This is a genomic window from uncultured Aquimarina sp., assembly GCF_947492115.1.
In the GTDB taxonomy this organism is placed as follows: Bacteria; Bacteroidota; Bacteroidia; order Flavobacteriales; family Flavobacteriaceae; genus Aquimarina.
Map to the genome: position 1 here is coordinate 159,806 of NZ_CANLMM010000004.1, position 19,475 is coordinate 179,280.

Annotated in this window: 21 protein-coding genes; 12 read left to right on the forward strand and 9 right to left on the reverse strand. The window is 33.1% G+C overall.

Going from position 1 to position 19,475, the window contains the following annotated elements:
• Positions 1-106: 106 nt before the first annotated feature.
• Both Q1A73_RS13850 and Q1A73_RS13855 read right to left on the reverse strand, forming a co-directional pair.
• Entirely contained in the window at positions 107-682 is a 576-nt protein-coding gene (locus tag Q1A73_RS13850) for a cob(I)yrinic acid a,c-diamide adenosyltransferase (RefSeq protein WP_299606689.1), read from the reverse strand.
• Between the two features lie 114 nt (positions 683-796).
• A complete protein-coding gene (locus Q1A73_RS13855; RefSeq protein WP_299606691.1) occupies positions 797-961 on the reverse strand; it encodes a hypothetical protein in 165 nt (54 codons plus the stop codon).
• Between the two features lie 181 nt (positions 962-1,142).
• Here Q1A73_RS13855 and recR point away from each other — a divergent pair, with 181 nt between their 5' ends.
• The 7 genes from recR (at position 1,143) to Q1A73_RS13890 (ending at position 7,879) form a co-directional block, all read left to right on the forward strand.
• Positions 1,143-1,763: a recombination mediator RecR gene (gene recR, locus Q1A73_RS13860; RefSeq protein WP_299606693.1), complete on the forward strand. Its 621-nt coding sequence runs from the start codon at positions 1,143-1,145 to the stop codon at positions 1,761-1,763.
• A 29-nt stretch (positions 1,764-1,792) separates the two neighbouring features.
• Positions 1,793-2,920, forward strand: coding sequence for a glycosyltransferase family 2 protein (locus tag Q1A73_RS13865; protein ID WP_299607229.1), 1,128 nt, complete (start codon positions 1,793-1,795; stop codon positions 2,918-2,920).
• A 90-nt stretch (positions 2,921-3,010) separates the two neighbouring features.
• On the forward strand, positions 3,011-4,354 hold the full coding sequence (locus Q1A73_RS13870) for a dihydrolipoamide acetyltransferase family protein (protein ID WP_299606696.1): 1,344 nt from the start codon (positions 3,011-3,013) through the stop codon (positions 4,352-4,354).
• A gap of 119 nt (positions 4,355-4,473) precedes the next feature.
• Positions 4,474-5,577, forward strand: coding sequence for a T9SS type A sorting domain-containing protein (locus Q1A73_RS13875; RefSeq protein WP_299606698.1), 1,104 nt, complete (start codon positions 4,474-4,476; stop codon positions 5,575-5,577).
• 166 nt (positions 5,578-5,743) lie between these two features.
• Positions 5,744-6,535, forward strand: a complete 792-nt coding sequence (locus tag Q1A73_RS13880; protein WP_299606701.1) for an SH3 domain-containing protein — start codon at positions 5,744-5,746, stop codon at positions 6,533-6,535.
• Positions 6,536-6,684: 149 nt separating this feature from the next.
• The gene (locus Q1A73_RS13885) at positions 6,685-7,170 is read left to right on the forward strand and encodes a hypothetical protein (RefSeq protein ID WP_299606704.1); all 486 of its coding nucleotides are present in this window, start codon (positions 6,685-6,687) and stop codon (positions 7,168-7,170) included.
• The gene (locus Q1A73_RS13890) at positions 7,163-7,879 is read left to right on the forward strand and encodes a metallophosphoesterase (protein WP_299606706.1); all 717 of its coding nucleotides are present in this window, start codon (positions 7,163-7,165) and stop codon (positions 7,877-7,879) included. Before Q1A73_RS13885 ends, Q1A73_RS13890 begins: the two co-directional genes overlap by 8 nt.
• A 55-nt stretch (positions 7,880-7,934) precedes the next feature.
• Here the strand turns inward: Q1A73_RS13890 and Q1A73_RS13895 are convergent, their stop codons facing one another.
• The 4 genes from Q1A73_RS13895 to Q1A73_RS13910 are packed head-to-tail and all read right to left on the reverse strand — an operon-like array spanning position 7,935 to position 11,909.
• Entirely contained in the window at positions 7,935-9,098 is a 1,164-nt protein-coding gene (locus tag Q1A73_RS13895) for an iron chelate uptake ABC transporter family permease subunit (RefSeq protein WP_299606709.1), read from the reverse strand.
• On the reverse strand, positions 9,091-10,221 hold the full coding sequence (locus Q1A73_RS13900; RefSeq protein ID WP_299606711.1) for a metal ABC transporter permease: 1,131 nt from the start codon (positions 10,219-10,221) through the stop codon (positions 9,091-9,093). The genes Q1A73_RS13895 and Q1A73_RS13900 overlap by 8 nt, the downstream gene beginning before the upstream one ends.
• A 33-nt stretch (positions 10,222-10,254) precedes the next feature.
• Positions 10,255-10,992, reverse strand: a complete 738-nt coding sequence (locus Q1A73_RS13905; RefSeq protein ID WP_299606714.1) for a metal ABC transporter ATP-binding protein — start codon at positions 10,990-10,992, stop codon at positions 10,255-10,257.
• A complete protein-coding gene (locus Q1A73_RS13910) occupies positions 10,992-11,909 on the reverse strand; it encodes a zinc ABC transporter substrate-binding protein (RefSeq protein ID WP_299606717.1) in 918 nt (305 codons plus the stop codon). Before Q1A73_RS13910 ends, Q1A73_RS13905 begins: the two co-directional genes overlap by 1 nt.
• A 170-nt stretch (positions 11,910-12,079) precedes the next feature.
• Between Q1A73_RS13910 and Q1A73_RS13915 the strand changes: the two genes are divergently transcribed.
• The 3 genes from Q1A73_RS13915 to Q1A73_RS13925 all read left to right on the forward strand — a co-directional run bounded on the left by Q1A73_RS13915 (position 12,080) and on the right by Q1A73_RS13925 (position 14,250).
• The gene (locus tag Q1A73_RS13915) at positions 12,080-12,763 is read left to right on the forward strand and encodes a metal-dependent transcriptional regulator (RefSeq protein ID WP_299606720.1); all 684 of its coding nucleotides are present in this window, start codon (positions 12,080-12,082) and stop codon (positions 12,761-12,763) included.
• A gap of 80 nt (positions 12,764-12,843) precedes the next feature.
• Entirely contained in the window at positions 12,844-13,623 is a 780-nt protein-coding gene (locus Q1A73_RS13920; RefSeq protein ID WP_299606722.1) for a 3'-5' exonuclease, read from the forward strand.
• 15 nt (positions 13,624-13,638) lie between these two features.
• Positions 13,639-14,250 (forward strand): fumarylacetoacetate hydrolase family protein, encoded by a 612-nt coding sequence (locus tag Q1A73_RS13925; protein ID WP_299606725.1) that lies wholly within the window; start codon positions 13,639-13,641, stop codon positions 14,248-14,250.
• A 19-nt stretch (positions 14,251-14,269) separates the two neighbouring features.
• Here the strand turns inward: Q1A73_RS13925 and Q1A73_RS13930 are convergent, their stop codons facing one another.
• On the reverse strand, positions 14,270-14,743 hold the full coding sequence (locus tag Q1A73_RS13930; RefSeq protein WP_299606727.1) for a thioredoxin family protein: 474 nt from the start codon (positions 14,741-14,743) through the stop codon (positions 14,270-14,272).
• A 2-nt stretch (positions 14,744-14,745) separates the two neighbouring features.
• Positions 14,746-17,106: a TonB-dependent receptor gene (locus Q1A73_RS13935; protein WP_299606730.1), complete on the reverse strand. Its 2,361-nt coding sequence runs from the start codon at positions 17,104-17,106 to the stop codon at positions 14,746-14,748.
• A gap of 332 nt (positions 17,107-17,438) precedes the next feature.
• Here Q1A73_RS13935 and Q1A73_RS13940 point away from each other — a divergent pair, with 332 nt between their 5' ends.
• Both Q1A73_RS13940 and Q1A73_RS13945 read left to right on the forward strand, forming a co-directional pair.
• Entirely contained in the window at positions 17,439-17,777 is a 339-nt protein-coding gene (locus tag Q1A73_RS13940; RefSeq protein WP_299606732.1) for an Hpt domain-containing protein, read from the forward strand.
• A gap of 2 nt (positions 17,778-17,779) precedes the next feature.
• On the forward strand, positions 17,780-19,021 hold the full coding sequence (locus Q1A73_RS13945; RefSeq protein WP_299606734.1) for a CinA family nicotinamide mononucleotide deamidase-related protein: 1,242 nt from the start codon (positions 17,780-17,782) through the stop codon (positions 19,019-19,021).
• Between the two features lie 2 nt (positions 19,022-19,023).
• On the opposite strand, the gene Q1A73_RS13950 is transcribed toward Q1A73_RS13945, so the two are convergent.
• Positions 19,024-19,428 (reverse strand): hypothetical protein, encoded by a 405-nt coding sequence (locus Q1A73_RS13950; protein ID WP_299606736.1) that lies wholly within the window; start codon positions 19,426-19,428, stop codon positions 19,024-19,026.
• Positions 19,429-19,475 lie beyond the last annotated feature (47 nt).

A 19,475-nucleotide genomic window follows, 5' to 3' on the forward strand; every position in this document is an offset into this window, starting at 1 on the left:
TTTTTAGTTTAAAAAGTCAAGTAAAAAATTAATTATTTAAACAATAATTATAAGAACGTGATTTTTTGGGTATTACCCTTAATTTATTTTTAAAGCTGTAGAGCATTTAAGAATCTTTTTGAGGAATCCATTTTATCTCTTCTGCTTGTAAATCGTGTGACAACTTTCGTGCCAGTACAAATAGATAGTCAGATAGTCGGTTTAAGTATTGTAAAGTAGTCTCTTCAAAAGGTGATATTTCATATAAAGCAGTTGCTAAACGCTCAGCTCTTCTACATACACAGCGTGCAATGTGACAGAATGACACGGTTTGGTGTCCTCCAGGTAAAACAAAATGTGTCATTGGCGGTAAAGATTCATTCATACGATCCATTTCTGTTTCTAAAAGCGTAATGTCTTCAGAAGAAATAGTAGGGATATTTAGTCTTTTCTTTCCGCTCTTTAAAATAGCTTTTTCGGGATCGGTAGCTAAAACAGCTCCTACGGTAAATAACCTATCCTGAATTTTTACCAATATATTTTTACTAAGTTCATCAATTTTCTGATCTCTGATAAGTCCTATATGAGAATTTAGTTCATCTACAGTGCCATAACTGTCAATACGAATATGATGTTTTGGAACTCTAGTACCACCAAAAAGCGCTGTAGTACCTTTATCTCCTGTCTTTGTGTATATTTTCATTTGTTTTTTCTTGATTTTCCTCTTTATAATTCGAAATATCTCGCTTAGCTTTTTTGATATTCAGTTAAACAAATATTGCTCCAATACCTACTGCGATCCAAAACCATGGAAAACTCATTTCTTTTTCTTCTTAAAATAATTTTTCCTAAAATCTCTACCGTCTCGTTGGTATAATTTTCTTTTGTTTCTGGCAGAATTCCAGCGAACAACGAAAAATAATACTGCAATTCCAATAACAAGCAATACCAATTGGGTTTCTTCGGAAAGTGATTCAAGCATGGTTTGATGTTTTGTGGTAAAAGTAATGAATAGCGATGAGTATTTTAGTATTGGAATTTATAAGTGTTAGGGTAATTCAATGCTGAGCTGTTAATATAATATCGTAATAAAATTTAAGATATATTCTATATAGTATAGAAATAAACAAACTCAAAGACTATTTTATTACATTTGTATCGCTATGGAGTTTTCATCAAAATTATTGGAGAACGCAGTTTATGAAATGTCTCAGTTGCCAGGAATTGGTAAAAGAACTGCATTACGATTAGTTTTACATCTTTTAAGGCAACCTAATAATCAAACACAACAATTGGTAAAAGCATTGGGTACTTTAAGGGAAGATGTAAAGTTTTGTAAAAACTGTCATAGTATAAGTGATATTGAGATATGCGATATCTGTAGCAATCCTAATAGGAGACAAGATATCGTTTGTGTGGTGGAAGATATTAGAGATGTTATGGCAATAGAAAATACTGGACAATATAGAGGGGTATATCACGTTTTAGGAGGAAAAATTAGTCCAATGGATGGGATTGGTCCTCAGGATCTAAAAATTCATACTTTAATCGAAAAGGTTAAAAACGAACAGGTCAATGAATTGATTTTTGCACTTAGTGCGACTATGGAAGGGGATACTACGAATTTTTACATTTATAAACAATTAGAGGGTGTGGAAGTTAAAATTGCTACGATTGCTCGGGGAATTGGTGTAAATGATGAACTAGAATATGCAGATGAGGTTACGTTAGGAAGAAGTATCATAAATCGAATTCCTTTCGAAAATGCTTTGAAAAGTTCTTGAAAAATATTACCTAATTAAAAAACTATCCCCTGAAACTATCAGTCGTCATTCTTAACTACAACGTACGTTATTTTTTGGAGCTCTGCATTCTTAGTGTACAGGAGGCTACAAAAAATTTAGATGCTGAAATTATTGTTATAGATAATAACTCTCCAGATAATAGTTGTGAAATTATAAAAGAACGTTTTCCAGATATTATACTTTTAGAAAACAAAGAAAATGTAGGCTTTGCTAAAGCAAATAATCAAGGCGCTGCGCTAGCAAAGGGAGAATATTTATGTATTCTTAATCCAGATACGGTAGTTGCTGAAGATACATTTTCTAATATTCTTTCAATGTCAGAGAAACTGTTTCATATGGGAATGGTGGGGCCCAGGTTACTTGATGGTAATGGTAGTTTTTTACCAGAGAGTAAACGTAATGTGCCTTCCCCTTTGACGTCGTTTAAACACCTGTTTGGAATTAAGTTTGGTAAGGTTAAAAATTATTATGCTAATCATATTTCTGAAACGGATATTGGTGATGTAGATATACTCGTAGGAGCATTTATCTTTGTTAAGAAAAGTGTCTATGAATCTGTATATGGCTTTGATGAGGATTATTTTATGTATGGAGAGGATATTGATCTTTCCTATAAAATTAGAAGAAAGGGATTAGAAAATTATTATTTAGGTTCGATCCCTGTGATTCATTACAAAGGTGAAAGTACAGATCGAAATGCAGAATATATAAGACATTTTTACGGAGCGATGAGATTATTTTATCGAAAACACTTCAAGAGTAATTGGCTGTTGGATACGATGGTTTCAGTTGGGATTAGGCTTACTTCGATAGTGGAATCTTTTAAAAATTATCATAGAGAAAATAAAATAACCGAAGGCTATTATTTGGTATCTGAAAATAATGAGATAAGAGTGCGACTTATAAACGCTTTGCAAAAAGAAGTGCAATTTACTTCTTTGGAATCCGCTCGTGATTTGGGATATAGTAATAACGAACTTATCTTTGACAATGATTTTGTAAGCTTTGGAGAGATTATTGAAGAAATGCAGCAATTAAAGAATTTGAATATAACCTTTAAGATCATTCCCAAAGGATGTGATTTTATGTTAGGAAGTGATTTTAGTGATGGAAAAGGAGAGGTAATCACTTTTTAAATAAATTTTAATAAAGAAAAAATAATCTAAGAGCTTTAATTTTATTAATTTCGCAAAAAATATAACTAATAAATACCTTTGATTAAGAATATGGCAAAATTTGAGCTTAAACTTCCGAAGATGGGTGAAAGTGTTGCAGAAGCAACGATAACAACTTGGTTAAAAGAGGTTGGTGATACTATCGAAATGGACGATGCAGTATTGGAGATTGCAACGGATAAAGTGGATAGTGAAGTGCCTTGTGAAGTAGAAGGAGTATTGGTTGAAAAACTTTTCGAAGTTGATGATGTAGTAAAAGTTGGTCAAACAATTGCCATTATAGAGACAGAGGGAGAAGGTAGTGTTGATGTGTCTCCAGCAGAAACTCCTCAAGAAGTCGCAGCTCCAGAAGCAGCGGCAGCGGTTATAGAAAATGATATTGCTGAAGTTAAAGAAGCAGTTACCACAAATACAACAACAGACTATTCCGAAAGTTCAAAGTTTTATTCGCCATTGGTAAAAAATATAGCTTCTGCAGAAGGTATTTCGGTGGCAGAATTAGAAAGTATTTCGGGAACTGGTAAAGATGGTAGGGTAACGAAGAATGATATTTTACAATATGTTGAAGATCGAAAAGCTGGAAAAACAACTCCTGTAGTTGCAGCACCTAAAACTGAAGTTGCCAAAGAAGTTGCTCCAGCTCCAAAGAAAGAAACTCCAAAAGCAACTCCAGTGGTGGCTAGTGGAGATGATGAAATTATCGAGATGACCAGAATGGGTAAATTGATTTCTCATCATATGGTAGCATCTGTACAAACTTCAGCGCATGTACAGTCGTTTATAGAAGCTGATGTTACAAATATTTGGAATTGGAGAAATAAAGTAAAAGGTGACTTTATGAAGAGGGAAGGAGAAAAACTAACGTTTACTCCTATATTTATGGAAGCCGTTGCTAAGGCAATTCGGGATTTCCCATTAATTAATATTTCAGTTTCAGGAGATTCTATTATCAAAAAGAAGAATATTAATTTAGGAATGGCGGCTGCCTTACCAGATGGAAATCTTATCGTACCAGTTATTAAAAATGCAGATCAGTTGAATCTGGTAGGGATGACCAAAGCTGTAAACGACTTAGCGAATCGTGCAAGAAACAATGCATTAAAGCCAGATGATATTCAAGATGGGACTTATACAGTAACCAACGTAGGTACTTTTGGTAGTATTATGGGAACTCCGATTATTAATCAACCTCAAGTAGCTATTTTAGCATTAGGAGCAATTCGAAAAGTGCCTGCAGTAATTGAAACACCTGATGGAGATTTTATTGGTATCCGTTATAAAATGTTTTTATCTCACTCATATGATCATAGAGTAGTAAACGGAGCATTAGGAGGGCAGTTTGTACAAAGAGTTAAAGACTATTTAGAAGCTTTTGATGCAAATAGAGAGTTTTAGAGTAGAAGCATTTTTAGAAGAATGTAAAAAAACCACATCATTTATAGATGTGGTTTTTTATTGTCAATAATTCATATTCTCTTTTATATTTGCCATAAAACATCAAAAAACGATAAATAATGAAACGTACTATTTTATTTACATTTATTCTCATAGTAAACATATTAAAAGCCCAAACGGTATATACAGATGTGTACGATGGTGATTTTCCAATATCGATAGTGTTGGTAGATAATATATTATATGTAGGAGAATTTAATACAGGAGAGGTTTCTAGAATAGATCTTACCGATAGCGATCCTGTTCCAGAAACAGTAGCTACTGGTTGGACAGTAGCACAAGGTCCGTGGAAAATGATATATGATGAACAGAATAATGATATTTATGCTGGTAGTTTTTCCGAAGTCAGAAAAATAGATCTTGATGCATCAATACCAATGGTATCGGAAACCTTTTCTGCTACTGGTATTTCAGATGGCTTAACATTAAATAATAATATGCTATACAAAGCCACCAATGGATCTCTTCATACTATCGACTTAAACTTGGGACCAACTAGTTATACTTCTATTTACACAGATGCAACCAGTAATATGGGAGATCTAACGTTTTATAATAACGAGTTATATTATGCTAGTGATACAGATGGTTCTGGAGTGAGAAATGCTATATACAAAATAGATTTATCCGCCTCTAATTTGAGTCAGGAATTAGTAGTGGATACTGATTTTTCTGACGGGACAATTCAGAAGATGCATGTGGTTGATGATTTTATGTATGCTTCTGTAGAAGCTGCAGGAGGTCATTTGCTTATAAGATTGAATTTAAAAGATGCAGTGCTTCCTATTTCTAATTTTACTACAGTTTTATCAGGTTATCCAGCCGCTATGTTAGGGATCGTTAATTTAGATGATACATTTTATGGGACTTTAGGAAATCAAAGAATTGTTACTTTTCAGGATCAAACTCTAAGTATAAGTGATTTTTCAGTTCAAAACTCTGTGCAGATATATCCAAATCCAGTAAAAGATAATTTGTATGTAGATAACTTGTATTCCAAAAATCAAAAGATTGAAATATATGATGTGCAAGGAAAAAGAATATTGAATACGTCTTATTTAGTTTCGGAAGGTGTTAATGTAAGTTCTATTCCAAAAGGGCTGTATTTTGCGAAAATAAAATCTAATGCAAAAGAAGAAACAGTAAAATTTATTAAAAATTAACCTTATTGTAATTGTAGAAATTATTTTGGTTTAATTAAAGAGTTGACTAATCCTGAAAAACCATGCTGAAAGAAGTGTGGTTTTTTTTATTTCACTGAAAACGGTGTGGTACTACAATTGGATTTTGTTCAAATTTGTTTTCCTAATAGTAGAGATAATAATCGTGATGAGAAACAGCATTCTGAGGAAAGTAAATCAACCCATGTTTCTGGTATTAACACTTATGCTCAGTGCTAATATACTTTTGGGGCAAGAGACGTTGCTTATAGAAGGCAAAGATATCTGGGTTCGTGAGAAACCTAAAACAGGCAAAGTTGTCATGAAACTAAATGAAGGAGATGTTTGTGTGGTTCTACAAAAATCAGATGCACAAGTAATCAGAGGTAGGAGAGATTTTTGGTATTACATAGATTTTAATGGTAAAAAAGGATGGGTTTTCGGTTCGCAAACCTCGATAAAACAAAAAGCTTCTTTACACAATTTTCAGCCTTTTTTAAAATACTTTTTAGAGATCTCTTTTTTTAATAAGGATATAAATATTCTTATTAGAGATAAATCATCTAAAGTGACTCAGTTTGTAAAAAAAGAAATAGGTGTACATCGACTTTTTAATCCAGGTTCAACCTGCGTATTGGATAGCTTTGAATCTTATATACCTGTATTTCTTCCGATAGATCCTCTTACATTATTCAAAAATCAATCGCCTAAAGATGGTTTTTGTGATGATAATAAAGACGAAGATGGAGTGTATTACAGTAAAATAGATGAATTCCCTTACTTTTACGATATGGAAAAAGATACTGCTGGACAAATTGATATTCCTGAAAAATATCATGAAAGTGAAAAAATTAAGGTAGATATTTTAAAACACAAAAACATTATCAAAACTATGTATTTTATTACGGCAGATGATAAATGGAGTCTTGTTTTAATTGATGATTGCGACTGTTCGGCTTAGGGTTGTTTTTCTATATCATATGCAGATAAGATAATTATTTTCCAGAATAGATAGGTGTTGTTATGTTATTTAATGAGTAATGTGTAACAAAAGCGCTATAAAATGCACTAATTATTTAGAAAGTAGTTTTTAACGCTAAATTTTATAGTATGGATATTAATGAAGCAGTGAGGTTTTTTAAGAATCTTATAACTGAAACAGAAGATACATCTGAAGTGAAAATATATAAGAAGTTTGTAAATGTATTGTTGCAATTAGCATCTAGAGATCTTTCTGATGAACAATTAAATGGCATACACAATGCCCTAGAAGATATAGTTGTCGAAGTTAAAAGAGAAGAAAGAAAACAATATTTTAAAAAGAAACTTTCTGAGTTTATCCAATATGTTAAAGAACAACTCTCATTGATTTCCAGTGAACATTATATGACGATTTGTATGAGTATAGGAATGTCATTAGGAATGAGTTTGGGGATGGTTTTTGGACTCGTTTTTGGATCTGATAAATCAAACGGTTTGATTTTTGGGATGAGCTTTGGTATGCCACTAGGAATGTCTATTGGTTTAGCAATAGGTGCTGCTATGGATCAAAAAGCAAAAAAAGAGGGCAAAGTGCTGAGTGTTAAGTGTGATTAAAAAGTTTGCCTATATAACTGATGTGCACTTAGATGAGCAGTTTCCTAAAACTGTGGGTGTAGATGCCAGAAAAAACTGGGAAAAAGTCCTTAAGGATATATCCAAAAGAGGTATTACACAAATTGTCATAGGTGGAGATATAGGAGAAAGAGATTCTTTATCTTGGTTTTTTAAACTGTTAGAACCATATGATTGGTTCATTTCGTTGGGAAATCATGATAGCTTTTCTACGATATTCCCTTATTGGAAAGAACAACAAGTTGTTGGGATTGACACTCCTTTTTATAATATAGAAACAGATTTCTTTAAATGTATATTCTTAGATTCGAGTAAAGAAATAGTAGATCAGGAACAGCTAGATCGGTTTCGAAAAGAATCAATTACCTCAAAAAAGATCTTATTATTTGTTCATCATCCTATTCTATCTGTTCCTACATTTACGGATAAAAAATTTTTTCTCGAAGGAAGAGAAAAAATTCTATCGGTATTGCATCAAATTCCTAATGAGGTTTTTATCTTTTCTGGTCACTATCATATGGAAGATGATCGTTTCTACAAGAATGTTCGTCAATATATCACACCAGCAGTATCTTATCAGGTAGAAAAAGATCCTGATATTGTAAAAATTCATAATAATTCATTTGGGTATAGAATCATTGAATTGCAGCATGATCAATTATTTACTGAGGTAATTACCTTTAAGGTTTAGAGTTTCAAACGCATTCAAAAAAGTGTTGGTTTTCTTATTCTTAAAAATTAATTCTTTAACCTCTAAATAAGAAAAATCGATCTTTCATTTTTTCAATCTCTGAATTCTTATTTGTGATAATATAATCAATAGCCTCTTTCGTAAAATGTTGGCCTTTTTCCGTTAAGGAAACAATGTCATTTTTAATCGTAATCATATTGTTTTTTAGCGCTAAATCTAAAACTGATTTTGATCGTACTTTTTGCCAGTTAATATGATCATTAAGATGTTTCACATGTCTTTCGTTTTCATCGTCAATATGGTTTCCTAGATGTAACAGAAAAGTTAGTAAAGAGACTTCAATTCGTTGTTGTCGCTGCCGATATAGGACAGAGAAATATCCTCGATTTGGAGCGAATAGGTAAACCATTAAAAATAAGATACCAAGTATAGTAGTCATAGAACCAGAAATAGAAGCATCTAAACCATGTGCTAACCAATACCCAGAAATTGCTGCGGTTATACCAAAAATACAGGCTAGCAATATCATTTTTTTTAAGTCATTTGTAAGTAGGTATGCTGTTGCGGCAGGAGCAATCATAAACGCTATTACCAAAATCGCTCCGACAGCATCAAAAGCTCCAACTGTAGTTATGGATGCTACAGTCATTAATCCATAATGCATGACCACAGGAGATAATCCAAGGGCTGCAGCTAGTCCAGCATCAAATGTGCTCACTTTTAATTCTTTGAAAAAAGCAAAAAGTAAGAGGACAGTGCTGAAGAGGATGGTGCCAATAATCCAGAGAGATTTAGGTCCCATATCCATTCCCTGAATAATTAGTCTATCAAAAGGGGCAAAGGCAAGTTCACCCAAAAGAACAGCATCTATATCTAAATGCACGTCGTTTGCATTTTGTGCTATCATGATCACTCCGATACTAAATAATGCCGGAAAAACTAAGCCAATGGCTGTATCTTCTTTAACTAAACCTGTCTTTTGAATAAATTCCACTAAAACTACTGTGAGAACGCCACTTAATGCAGCCAAAAATATTAGTAAAGGAGAAGATAAATCGTGAGTGATAAAAAAACCGATAACAATACCAGGTAATATAGAATGGCTTATTGCATCTGTAATCAATGCCATTTTACGTAAAACTAAAAATGTTCCAGGAATTGCACAGGCAATAGCAACCAAACAAGCAATTAACTGTATTTCGATCTGGGCGCTACTCATCGCTCATTGGTGTTATTTGGTTATAAAGATTAGCGGCAGTTTCATACCCAGAGGTTGTTAGAGACCACATATTTCCTTCAATTTTCACAAGGTTTTTGTTCTCAAGTTTTTGTAATGATCTTTTAGTAAATCCCTGAAAGTTATTCAATATTTTAATCGCATGAGGATGTGATATGTCTTCATGGTCTTTTGCGATATTATACATGAAAGATAAGGTTTTGTGTAATTCCAGATCATTTCTGTTTTTTCTAAATCGGATTTCTCTAAATAAAAGACCTCTTCCAGGAGAAAATATAAATGAAACTAATACAAATACTGCTGCTACAAGCACTATTACAGGTCCTGTGGATAAGTTATTATGACTAGCGCTTATTGCTGTCCCGATTACACCTGATGAGGCTCCAAAAATGGCGGCAAGAATTACCATAATCGAGAGGCTATTGGTCCATTGTCTGGCGGCAGCGGCTGGAGCTAGAATCATTGCGCTCATGAGCACTACACCTACGGTTTGTAATCCTAAAACAATTGCAACTACGATAAAGGTAGTAATTAAAATATCCAGAAATTTAATGTCAAAACCTAATGTTTTGGTATAATCTGGATCAAAAAGAGATAATTTAAGTTCTTTCCAGAAAAGCAATAGAACAACAAGGCAAATCCCTGTAATTAAAGACATTATCCATACATCATTTGCTAACAATGTAGCAGCTTGACCAAAAAGATAGTTTTCTAATCCTGCTTGATTAGCATTAGGTAACTTTTGTATAAAAGTAAGTAACAACATTCCAAAACCGAAAAAGAGAGAAAGAATTAATCCCAAGGCAGTGTCGGATTTTAGATGCGTTTTTTTGATAATACCTCGAATCCAAAAACTACCAATTAATCCACTGATTAAGGCGCCGATCAAAAATGCATTACTATTTTTAGTTCCTACAATTAAGAATGCTAAAGCTATACCTGGTAAAGCAGCATGTGAAATGGCATCTCCTAATAAGCTTTGTTTTCGCAACACAGCAAAACTTCCAAGCATTCCGCAAATTGCTCCTAAAACTGCAGTGCCTAAAGTAATCGTTCTTAAGGTGTAGTCTGTAAAAACAAGTTCTATATATTCTAAAATATCCATTTTATGTACTCATTGCTTCAAACAAATTAGGTGTTACTGCTGTACGCTAACCTTGTAATTAATTCCATAGGTTTTTGTAAGGTTGTCGTCGTTAAAAATATCTTTGACAGGTCCAGTAGCTATTTTCTTTACATTTAAAAAAGTCACCCAGTCAAAATATTCCGGAACGGTTTGTAAATCATGATGAACTACAATTACTGTTTTTCCTGCTTTTCTTAGTTCTTTAAGAATATTTATAATTGCTTTTTCTGTTGTGGCGTCAACTCCTTGAAAAGGTTCATCCATAAAATAAATCGAGGCATTCTGAACAAGTGCTCTAGCTAAAAATATGCGTTGTTGCTGTCCTCCAGAAAGTTGGCTAATCTGTCTACTTTTAAAAGCTAACATCCCTACTTTTTCCAGTGCTTCTAGGGCTGCTTTTTTTTGCTTCTGCCCAGGTCTTTTTATCCATCCTAAACTTCCATAAGTACCCATCATTACTACATCTAAAGCAGTTGTAGGAAAATCCCAATCAACACTTCCTTTTTGCGGGACATATGCAACTAAGGATCGTTGTTTTTGATAGGGTTTGTCGTATATTTTTACACTTCCTGCAATAGGTTTTATAATATCTAAAACAGATTTTATTAATGTGGATTTTCCTGCACCGTTGGGGCCTACAATAGCCATAAGAACTCCTTCAGGTATTGCCAAGTCAATATCCCATAAAACAGGTTTATAATTATAGGCTACTGTTAGGTCATCTATTTGTACGGCAATTTTTTCTTCCATTATTTCAAGGCATTTACAATGGTATTTACATTGTGTTCAAACATTCCTATATAGGTTCCTTCTTTCGTGCCGGCTGTTCCTAAGGCATCGGAGTATAAGGTTCCGCCAATAGATACTTCATGATCTTTGGATGTTACCGCTGCTTGTAATGCTTCAATAGTTCTCTTAGGAACAGAGCTTTCAACAAAAATAGCTTTCACTTTATTCTCAATGATAAAATTTGCTAATCTTTGGACATCCTGAACTCCTGCTTCTGTAGCTGTAGATAAGCCTTGTAATCCTACTACATTAAATTTATACTCCTTTCCGAAATAACTAAAAGCATCATGAGCTGTAACCAGTATCCTTTTTTCTTCTGGTAAAGAATCAACGGTGTTTTTGATATTCTCAGCTAATTGATCTAGTTGTTTTAAATAAGCCTTTCCGTTAGTCTCAAAAGTTTCAGCATTTTTTGGGTCTAATTCTTTCAATTTTTGAATAGCAAAAGAAGTAACTTGTTTCCAGCGATCTATACTAAACCAAATATGCGGATCATAGTTGGACGCAAAATAATCAGACCCTATCAAAGTGTTTTTATCTAAAATTTCTCCTAAGGCAATAGTTTTGGTGTTTTGATTACCCATTTTTTCAAATACCTCTACTAGTTTTCCTTCAAGATGTAAACCATTGTAAAATATAGCATCAGCATTAACTAATTTATTTACATCACCTTCGCTCGCTTTATACAAGTGTGGATCTACTCCAGATCCCATAAGTCCTTCTACAGAGATTACATCTTTTCCAATATTTTTTACTAGATCCGTAATCATGGTAGTCGTAGTCACTACTTGTAGTGTTGAATTGTTTTTTTTATTCTCTTTTTTACAAGAAAAAGTAGTGAATATTAGGATAAGAAGAACTGCAATATGTTTTGTCATTTTTCTAATTTTGAGTTGTTATCAATGCAAGACATTTGATAGCTAATAAATACTAAGTTTAAAAAGAAAAAACTTTCCTATCAAGAAAAGGAATGGGCTAGTAGCTCCTTTAATTGTATTAGGTTTAGTATTTTTGTTTAATTATATACGCAAAACTAAAAAAGTTAGTCATGACTAACAAAGCAAATTTGAATAATTTAACAAAAAGCGAAGAGGATTACTTAAAAGCTCTTTTTCAGTTGTTAATAGAAGATAATTCAGAAAAGGTAGGTAATAATCAATTAGCGGAATATCTTAAGGTTTCACCTGCTTCTACTAATAATATGATTAAAAAGTTAAAAACTAAGAATTATGTTGTTAGTGAAAAATATGGAAAACTAGAGCTTACTGATGAAGGGCGCGCAATCGCAGTTAGGTTAATACGAAAGCATAGACTATGGGAAACCTTTTTGTATAATTATCTTAATTTTAGTTGGGATGAGGTACATGAAGTAGCTGAGCAATTAGAGCATATAAAATCATACAAGCTAATAGACGAGCTCGATCGTTTTATGGATTTCCCGGAGAAGGACCCCCATGGAGAGTTAATTCCGAATGCAAAAGGGGAGTATAAGGTTATTCCAAAAATAACCTTATCATCATTAATAGAAGGAGATGTTTGTCAACTTGTTGCTGTAAATGATGGTTCGGTAAATTTCTTGCGATTTGTTTCAGAAATTGGATTAGCGCTAAGTAGCGAAATAAAAGTTCTTGAAGTACGAGAATTCGATAAATCTATTCGTATTCAGTTTAATGATACAATAGAAACGGTAACACGTAAATTTGCGGATAATGTTTTTGTAAAGGTCGTCTAATGCAATAATAAATGTTAAAAAAACAAGACTGCTATAGATTATAATTTATACCTATTATCTTTGAAGTACACAATCAATTTATGGAGCTTAAATTAAAGAAACCGATCTGTTTTTTTGATCTGGAAACGACCGGTATAAACATATCTAAAGATCGAATTGTCGAAATTTCTATCCTCAAAGTTTTTCCTAATGGTAATAAGGAGAGTAAAACTTGGTTAGTGAATCCTGAAATGCCAATTCCTCCTGAAACTACAGAAGTTCATGGGATTACAGATGAGAAAGTAGCTAATGAACCTACCTTTAAACAGTTAGCGAGTAAGGTTAGTGATATGATAAAAGGTTGTGATCTAGGAGGTTTTAACTCTAATCGTTTTGATATTCCTTTGTTGGCAGAAGAGTTACTACGAGCAGATGTAGATTTTGATATGAAAAATACTGTTGCCGTCGATGTGCAAACTATTTTTCATAAAATGGAAAAACGAACTTTAGAAGCAGCTTATAAGTTTTACTGTGATAAGGAGTTAAAGGATGCACACTCTGCTGAAGCTGATACGAATGCTACTTATGAGGTTTTAAAAGCACAATTAGATAGGTATCCCGAATTAGAAAATGATACAAAGTTTTTAGCAGAATTCAGTGCTAGAAAACAATTTGCAGATTTTGCAGGTTTTATCGCATATGACAAAGAAGGAAGAGAAATATTCTCTTTTGGAAAGCACAAAGGTAAATTGGTAGAAAAAGTAATGGAAGATGAGCCTGGTTATTTTGGATGGTTGCAAAATGCTGATTTTCCATTGTATACAAAGAAAGTGCTTACCGCTGTACGACTACGTAAACTAAATAATAGTCTTAAATTATAATAACCAAATCAATTTATGAAGCTTATTTGTATAGGTCGTAATTATACAGACCATATTGAGGAGTTGGAAAATGAAAAACCAACAGATCCTGTAGTTTTTTTGAAACCAGACACCTCTATTCTTTTAAAAAAACAACCTTTTTTTATTCCAGATTTCTCAAATGATATTCATCATGAAGTAGAAGTCCTTGTAAAGATTAAGAAGTTAGGAAAGTATATCGACAAGAAGTTTGCGCATAAATATTATGATGAAATAAGTCTGGGAATTGATTTTACTGCCAGAGATTTGCAGAGTCAACTAAAGGCGAAAGGATTGCCTTGGGAAAAAGCAAAAGCTTTTGATGGGGCAGCAGTTATTGGGCAATGGGTATCTAAAGAAAATTTTTCTGATGTAGACAATATTAATTTCCGTCTAGAGAAAAATGATACAATTGTTCAAGATGGTAATACTAAATTAATGCTTTGGAAAATTGATGAGTTGATAGCATATGTATCTCAATTTTTTACTTTGAAGATTGGAGATATCATTTTTACAGGTACTCCAGCAGGAGTAGGATCCGTGAAAACCAATGATAATTTAACCGGTTTTATCGAGGATCAAGAAATGTTTTCCATAAAAGTGAAGTAATTTCAGGATTACTTGTAAGTTACAATGCAGCTTGTAATTTTTTGGGACTTAGATACTCAAAATATCGCTTTCGTATCTTAAACGTTTCATCTAAAAATATAATAGCAGGTAAGGAAAAAGTAGTATTTTTTCTAGAAGCCAAAAGAGTAGGAATTTCATGAATGGCATTTCTCTGTGTTAGATTGTTTTTATTTGTAAATGTAGCTCCGTCAAATGCAATAGTGTCTGTACTTTCTGCATTCATTTTTACGGCATAATATTCTTCATTTATTTTCTGAATTATTTCAGGCTTTGTAAATGAAACTCTATCCATTTTTTTGCAGTATGAACACCAATCCGTATAGAAGTTGATAAGCACTTTTTTAGGTCTTGTATTTAAAGAATCATCTAGTTGTTCAAAGGTAATCCAATTAATTGTCTCTTTTTCTTGAGCTATTGTTTCATAGTTCATTAGGATCATAAATAAAAAAGTAAGTACGATGCTAAGTCTCATAATTAGTGAAGTTTTCCAAATTTAATTCCGATAAAAAATGTTCTAGGGTTTCCTGGGCCGTAGATATAATCTGAATCCCTTAATGGTCCGATGTCAAAATCATCTTGATAGCTGTTGAATATATTTTTTACTCCTCCACTAAAAGTCAACTGAAAATTTTCAGAAACATCAGTATGATACTCAGCTTTTAAGTTCATATCTAAAAATGAATCTGTATCAACCAAGTTTAAAAATCCAGATTCACTAACAACTCTAGGTACAGTCATTTTCCCGGTATACGTTCCAGTAATATCCATGTTAAATTTTTTGCTCGGAATCCAAGAAGCGTTAAGATAACCATATGAGTTAGGGTTTCTTACAAATTCATCTACCGCTACATCTGTTTCTCCTGTAACAGAACCATCTGTTTCAAAAAGAATTTGATCTTCATCATATGCTGACTTCTGAATGGTTCCTCCGAATTGAAATTGCCATTTTTTTGATGGAGATATCCCTATTTCAAAATTTGTTCCAAATACTTTTGCTCCAGTCCCATTTCTTACTTCTTCTAGTATAGATCCGTTTTCTAATACAGCACCAGTACTTACTAGTGTAAAGGGGTCTCTAAGATCTGTAAAGAACCCTTCTAGTAGAAAGTCCGTTTGGATTTTATTGAAATTTTTAGAGTAGTTTAAAGAAGCAGTAAAAGCATTTGAAAATTCTGTATCCAAATCCTCTGATAGTATCACGAACTGCGGTTCTCCTCCAACAGATGAAATGTGTAGGTCTTCATTAAAAGCCTGAGGTGCTCTAAATCCGCGAGCATAACCGCCTCTAAATTTTAAAGAATTAAGGATGCTGTAAGATATGGTTATACGAGGGCTAAGCACAGTTCTATCGATAGACACGTTTCTAGAAATTCCACCGATATTATAATTACCATCCACATCTACATGATCTAATCTTGTGCCGATCAAAGCGGTTAACTTGTCGTTAGGTTTCCATTCGTATTGAGCGTAAGAACCTATCGTATGAACCTGTTGATCGATCAATCGGTTATATCCGGTAATGATATCTTCAGTATCGCTTATGTTGTATTCTACACCTGCTGTAATAATATCATTGTTTTTCAAATTTTGAGTAAACTGAACACCGGTAAGCAAGGCAATATCTTTTGTTGTTCCATACGAGTTCAATGCAAGAATACTGTCCTGCCTTGTTCTAGAGCCTCCTAATCCGCCATAGTAACTGTCTCTTTCTGTGTATTGACCAGAGCTGTAAATAGAAAAGTTGTTTGTTTCTTTTTTGTTTTGCACCTCATAAGTAATACCGCCAATAAATGTATTGTGATCTAGTTCTTCTGTGATATCTGTAAAATGAGGCGCAAGATCAAGCCGATCACCACCACGTCTATATTCTTGAATAGTTGTTAGATCTAGTGAAATCTTACTTCTTTCATTTGTTTTTAGAAAAGTTTTTAGGCCAAATGTGGTGTTTTGAAGCGTGGTTAATTCTGTAAAACCATCTCCATTTGCATCAAATTCTTCTCGATCTCTATAGAGTCCGAAAACCGTAATCCCAGACATTAAATCATCACTTACTAGAGAAGAGTTAAAATTTAGAGTACGATCTGGAGTATCACCGTTTATTAGTCCTAAATAGGTTCCAACTTCCCAAGTGTTCAGTATAGGATCTTTGGTGATGATATTAATAGTTCCAGCAATGGCATTTGAGCCATATAATGCGGATCCTCCACTTCTAATTACTTCAATACGATCGACAATATTGGTTGGTATTTGTTCTAGTCCATAAACACTATTTAATGCGCTAAATACCGCTCTACTGTTAATAAGTACTTGTGTGTAGCTACCATCTAAACCATTTAGTCTTACTTGAGTAAAACCACAGTTTTGACAATTGTTTTCTACACGTACTCCTGGAGAGAAATTTAATCCTTCTGATATAGATATAGATTGAGTGGCTTCTAGAAGTTTTGGACTCAATACATTCACAACTACAGGAGCTTTCTGTTTATTAACTCGATTCCTAGTAGCGCTTACTACGACTTGATCAAGATTTAATCGATCCTCGATAAGTGAGATTGTTTTGGATTGATTATTGGAATCTATAGTGATAGTTTCTGACGACGTTTGGAATCCAAGTAAGCTAGTGGTTATAGAATAATTTCCAAAAGGTATTTGTTTTATTTCGAAAAGACCATTCTCATCAGAATAAACTACGGTATTAAATGAAGAACCAGATATTTCAATTGTAGCATATGGAATAGGAGTTTTGTCATTAACAACTACTCCTTTTAAGCTTCCTGTTTGACTTAGGATTAATGAGGTTTTTAGTAGGATTAAAAGAAATAAAAAGGGTTTCATTTTTTTGATTAATGCGATTTTTATTAGATTTAGCAAATATATAAAGTTAGTTATGACTAACAAATTGTTTTAACTAATTATAAAGATTGTTTTAGTTTAGGGTAAAATGTTGTTTTTCATATCTAGATAAAGTATATTATTTGGGTGTAAAGGGGAAATGATTCTTTATGGTTTGTGATTTGATTTCAGAATAATCAATGAAATATTTTACTTTAAAGAATGGAGATATTATCTTTACAAGAACACGAGTTGATTTTAAAGGGCAACAAAGCTATATATGATTAACTGATTTTAAGAAAACACGATAATTATAATCAATAAGATTTAAATACATGAGCAAAGGTTACAGCTTAGAAAGTGTAAATGAGTTATCTGGTGGAGATGATGAATTTATAACAGTATTAGTGCAAACATTTTTAGAGGAAATACCACCAGATTTGGAAGGTATGGGACAAGCAGTTAAAGATAATGATCCGAAAACTGCATATCAATTTGCACATAAGATGAAACCTAACCTTCAATTATTCGGGATTGATCTTCTAAAAGAAATAAAACAGGTAGAGGCTTGGTCTAAGTCTGGTATGGAAAAATCTGAAATTGAGACTATTTTAAATCATATCGTTACTACGGTGAATAATGCGATTAATGATCTGAAAGCTGATTTTCAATAACTATGCTTGCAGAAATAATAACTATTGGCGATGAAATCCTCATAGGCCAAGTAATAGATTCCAATTCAGCTTTTATTGGTAAAGAATTAAATAAAATTGGAATTGATGTATATCAAATTACTTCAATTCAAGATGATAAGCAACATATTCTTAATGCTTTTGAAGCTGCTAAAAATAGAGTAGATGTTGTTTTAATTACAGGTGGTTTAGGGCCTACCAAAGATGATATCACAAAACATACTATTTGCGAGTACTTTGGTGATAAGCTAGTTCAAGATGATAAAGTGCTTCTTCATATTGAAGAGCTTTTTGCTAAGTATATCAATACTCCGGTAACTGATATTAATAGAATGCAAGCACTTGTTCCGAGTACTTCAACTGTACTGATGAATAGTTATGGAACGGCGCCAGGAATGTGGTTGGAAAAGGATGATACAGTATTTGTATCCATGCCAGGAGTTCCTTTTGAGATGAAAAATCTTATGAAGGATCATGTGTTGCCTAAACTTCAGGAGAAATTCGATAGGCCTTTTATTCTGCATAAAACAGTCCTTACTTATGGTATGGGTGAAAGTGCTATAGCAAAAAAGATAGAGCAATGGGAGGATGATTTACCTTCTTTTATAAAGTTAGCATACCTTCCTAATCTAGGCAGAGTACGACTACGTCTTTCTGCTCGTGGGGTTGATGAACAAGTATTATCAAATGCTATAGAAGAGAATATTAAGAGCTTACATAAGTTAATCGGTGATATTATTGTAGGGTATGAAAGTGAAGATTCTATTGAAAGTCTGATTGGTAAAAAACTGGTTGCAAAAGGTAAATACCTTGCGGTAGCAGAAAGTTGTACGGGTGGTAGAATTGCTCAATCGTTAACAGCTGGTGCTGGTGCTTCAGCTTTTTTTAAAGGCGCAGCCGTAACGTACGCTACACATTCGAAATCTGATATTTTGGGAGTTAGTCAGACTTTAATCGATAAGTATACTGTTACCAGTAATCAAGTTGCTGAAGCAATGGCAATAGGTGTTAAAAATAAATTTAAAGCCGATTACAGTATTGCCACAACCGGAAATGCTGGTCCTGCCAAAGGAGATGGTGATGTCGAAGTTGGTACTGTTTTTATTGCTATTTCTACGCCAGATAAAACTTTTTCAGAAAAATTTGTATTCAGTAATCTAAGAGAACGAACGATTGGCAAAGCTGTAAATAAGGCTTTGGAATTAATGTTGAAGGAATTAGATTAGAGTTATCTATTCAAAACTTCTTTTTTACTCCAGAGTATTGCATCCTCTAGATTTCGGAAATTGTAAAAAGGTTTTTTTGCAAAATGCTTCTCGATTTCTGTAGATATTTCATTCACCTCATTGTAGATTACTACACCATATCCTCTAAAATTTTCCATGTAGGTAAACGGGCAATCTAAATAATCAGTAGGAATAATAGAGTGCGAATGAATTCTGTTAGATATATAGGTAAACGGTTTCCCATCACCATAATGCTTTTGTATAATTGGCATTAAATCCTGAAGCTTACTTAGGGTAATAGTAACCCCTTCGTTAATTTCTGCAATGATGTATTTTTCATAGAAGTAATATGTTCCTAATGTGTGGTTGAATTTTTCTATTAAAAGATCTTTGGATTGAGTTCTCATGACTTTATTTTCTTGTTAGTCATACATCTGTCGAAAGATCTTGTGTT

Excerpts from the sequence above, each read along its gene's own strand:
- Q1A73_RS13880 (WP_299606701.1), top strand. The coding sequence starts at position 5,744 with ATGAGAAACAGCATTCTGAGGAAAGTAAATCAACCCATGTTTCTGGTA.
- Q1A73_RS13850 (WP_299606689.1), bottom strand. The coding sequence starts at position 682 with ATGAAAATATACACAAAGACAGGAGATAAAGGTACTACAGCGCTTTTT.
- Q1A73_RS13885 (WP_299606704.1), top strand. The coding sequence starts at position 6,685 with ATGGATATTAATGAAGCAGTGAGGTTTTTTAAGAATCTTATAACTGAA.
- Q1A73_RS13935 (WP_299606730.1), bottom strand. The coding sequence starts at position 17,106 with ATGAAACCCTTTTTATTTCTTTTAATCCTACTAAAAACCTCATTAATC.
- Q1A73_RS13950 (WP_299606736.1), bottom strand. The coding sequence starts at position 19,428 with ATGAGAACTCAATCCAAAGATCTTTTAATAGAAAAATTCAACCACACA.
- Q1A73_RS13900 (WP_299606711.1), bottom strand. The coding sequence starts at position 10,221 with ATGGATATTTTAGAATATATAGAACTTGTTTTTACAGACTACACCTTA.
- Q1A73_RS13925 (WP_299606725.1), top strand. The coding sequence starts at position 13,639 with ATGAAGCTTATTTGTATAGGTCGTAATTATACAGACCATATTGAGGAG.
- Q1A73_RS13940 (WP_299606732.1), top strand. The coding sequence starts at position 17,439 with ATGAGCAAAGGTTACAGCTTAGAAAGTGTAAATGAGTTATCTGGTGGA.
- Q1A73_RS13915 (WP_299606720.1), top strand. The coding sequence starts at position 12,080 with ATGACTAACAAAGCAAATTTGAATAATTTAACAAAAAGCGAAGAGGAT.
- Q1A73_RS13905 (WP_299606714.1), bottom strand. The coding sequence starts at position 10,992 with ATGGAAGAAAAAATTGCCGTACAAATAGATGACCTAACAGTAGCCTAT.
- Q1A73_RS13855 (WP_299606691.1), bottom strand. The coding sequence starts at position 961 with ATGCTTGAATCACTTTCCGAAGAAACCCAATTGGTATTGCTTGTTATT.
- Q1A73_RS13895 (WP_299606709.1), bottom strand. The coding sequence starts at position 9,098 with ATGAGTAGCGCCCAGATCGAAATACAGTTAATTGCTTGTTTGGTTGCT.
- Q1A73_RS13910 (WP_299606717.1), bottom strand. The coding sequence starts at position 11,909 with ATGACAAAACATATTGCAGTTCTTCTTATCCTAATATTCACTACTTTT.
- recR (WP_299606693.1), top strand. The coding sequence starts at position 1,143 with ATGGAGTTTTCATCAAAATTATTGGAGAACGCAGTTTATGAAATGTCT.
- Q1A73_RS13875 (WP_299606698.1), top strand. The coding sequence starts at position 4,474 with ATGAAACGTACTATTTTATTTACATTTATTCTCATAGTAAACATATTA.
- Q1A73_RS13945 (WP_299606734.1), top strand. The coding sequence starts at position 17,780 with ATGCTTGCAGAAATAATAACTATTGGCGATGAAATCCTCATAGGCCAA.
- Q1A73_RS13870 (WP_299606696.1), top strand. The coding sequence starts at position 3,011 with ATGGCAAAATTTGAGCTTAAACTTCCGAAGATGGGTGAAAGTGTTGCA.
- Q1A73_RS13920 (WP_299606722.1), top strand. The coding sequence starts at position 12,844 with ATGGAGCTTAAATTAAAGAAACCGATCTGTTTTTTTGATCTGGAAACG.
- Q1A73_RS13930 (WP_299606727.1), bottom strand. The coding sequence starts at position 14,743 with ATGAGACTTAGCATCGTACTTACTTTTTTATTTATGATCCTAATGAAC.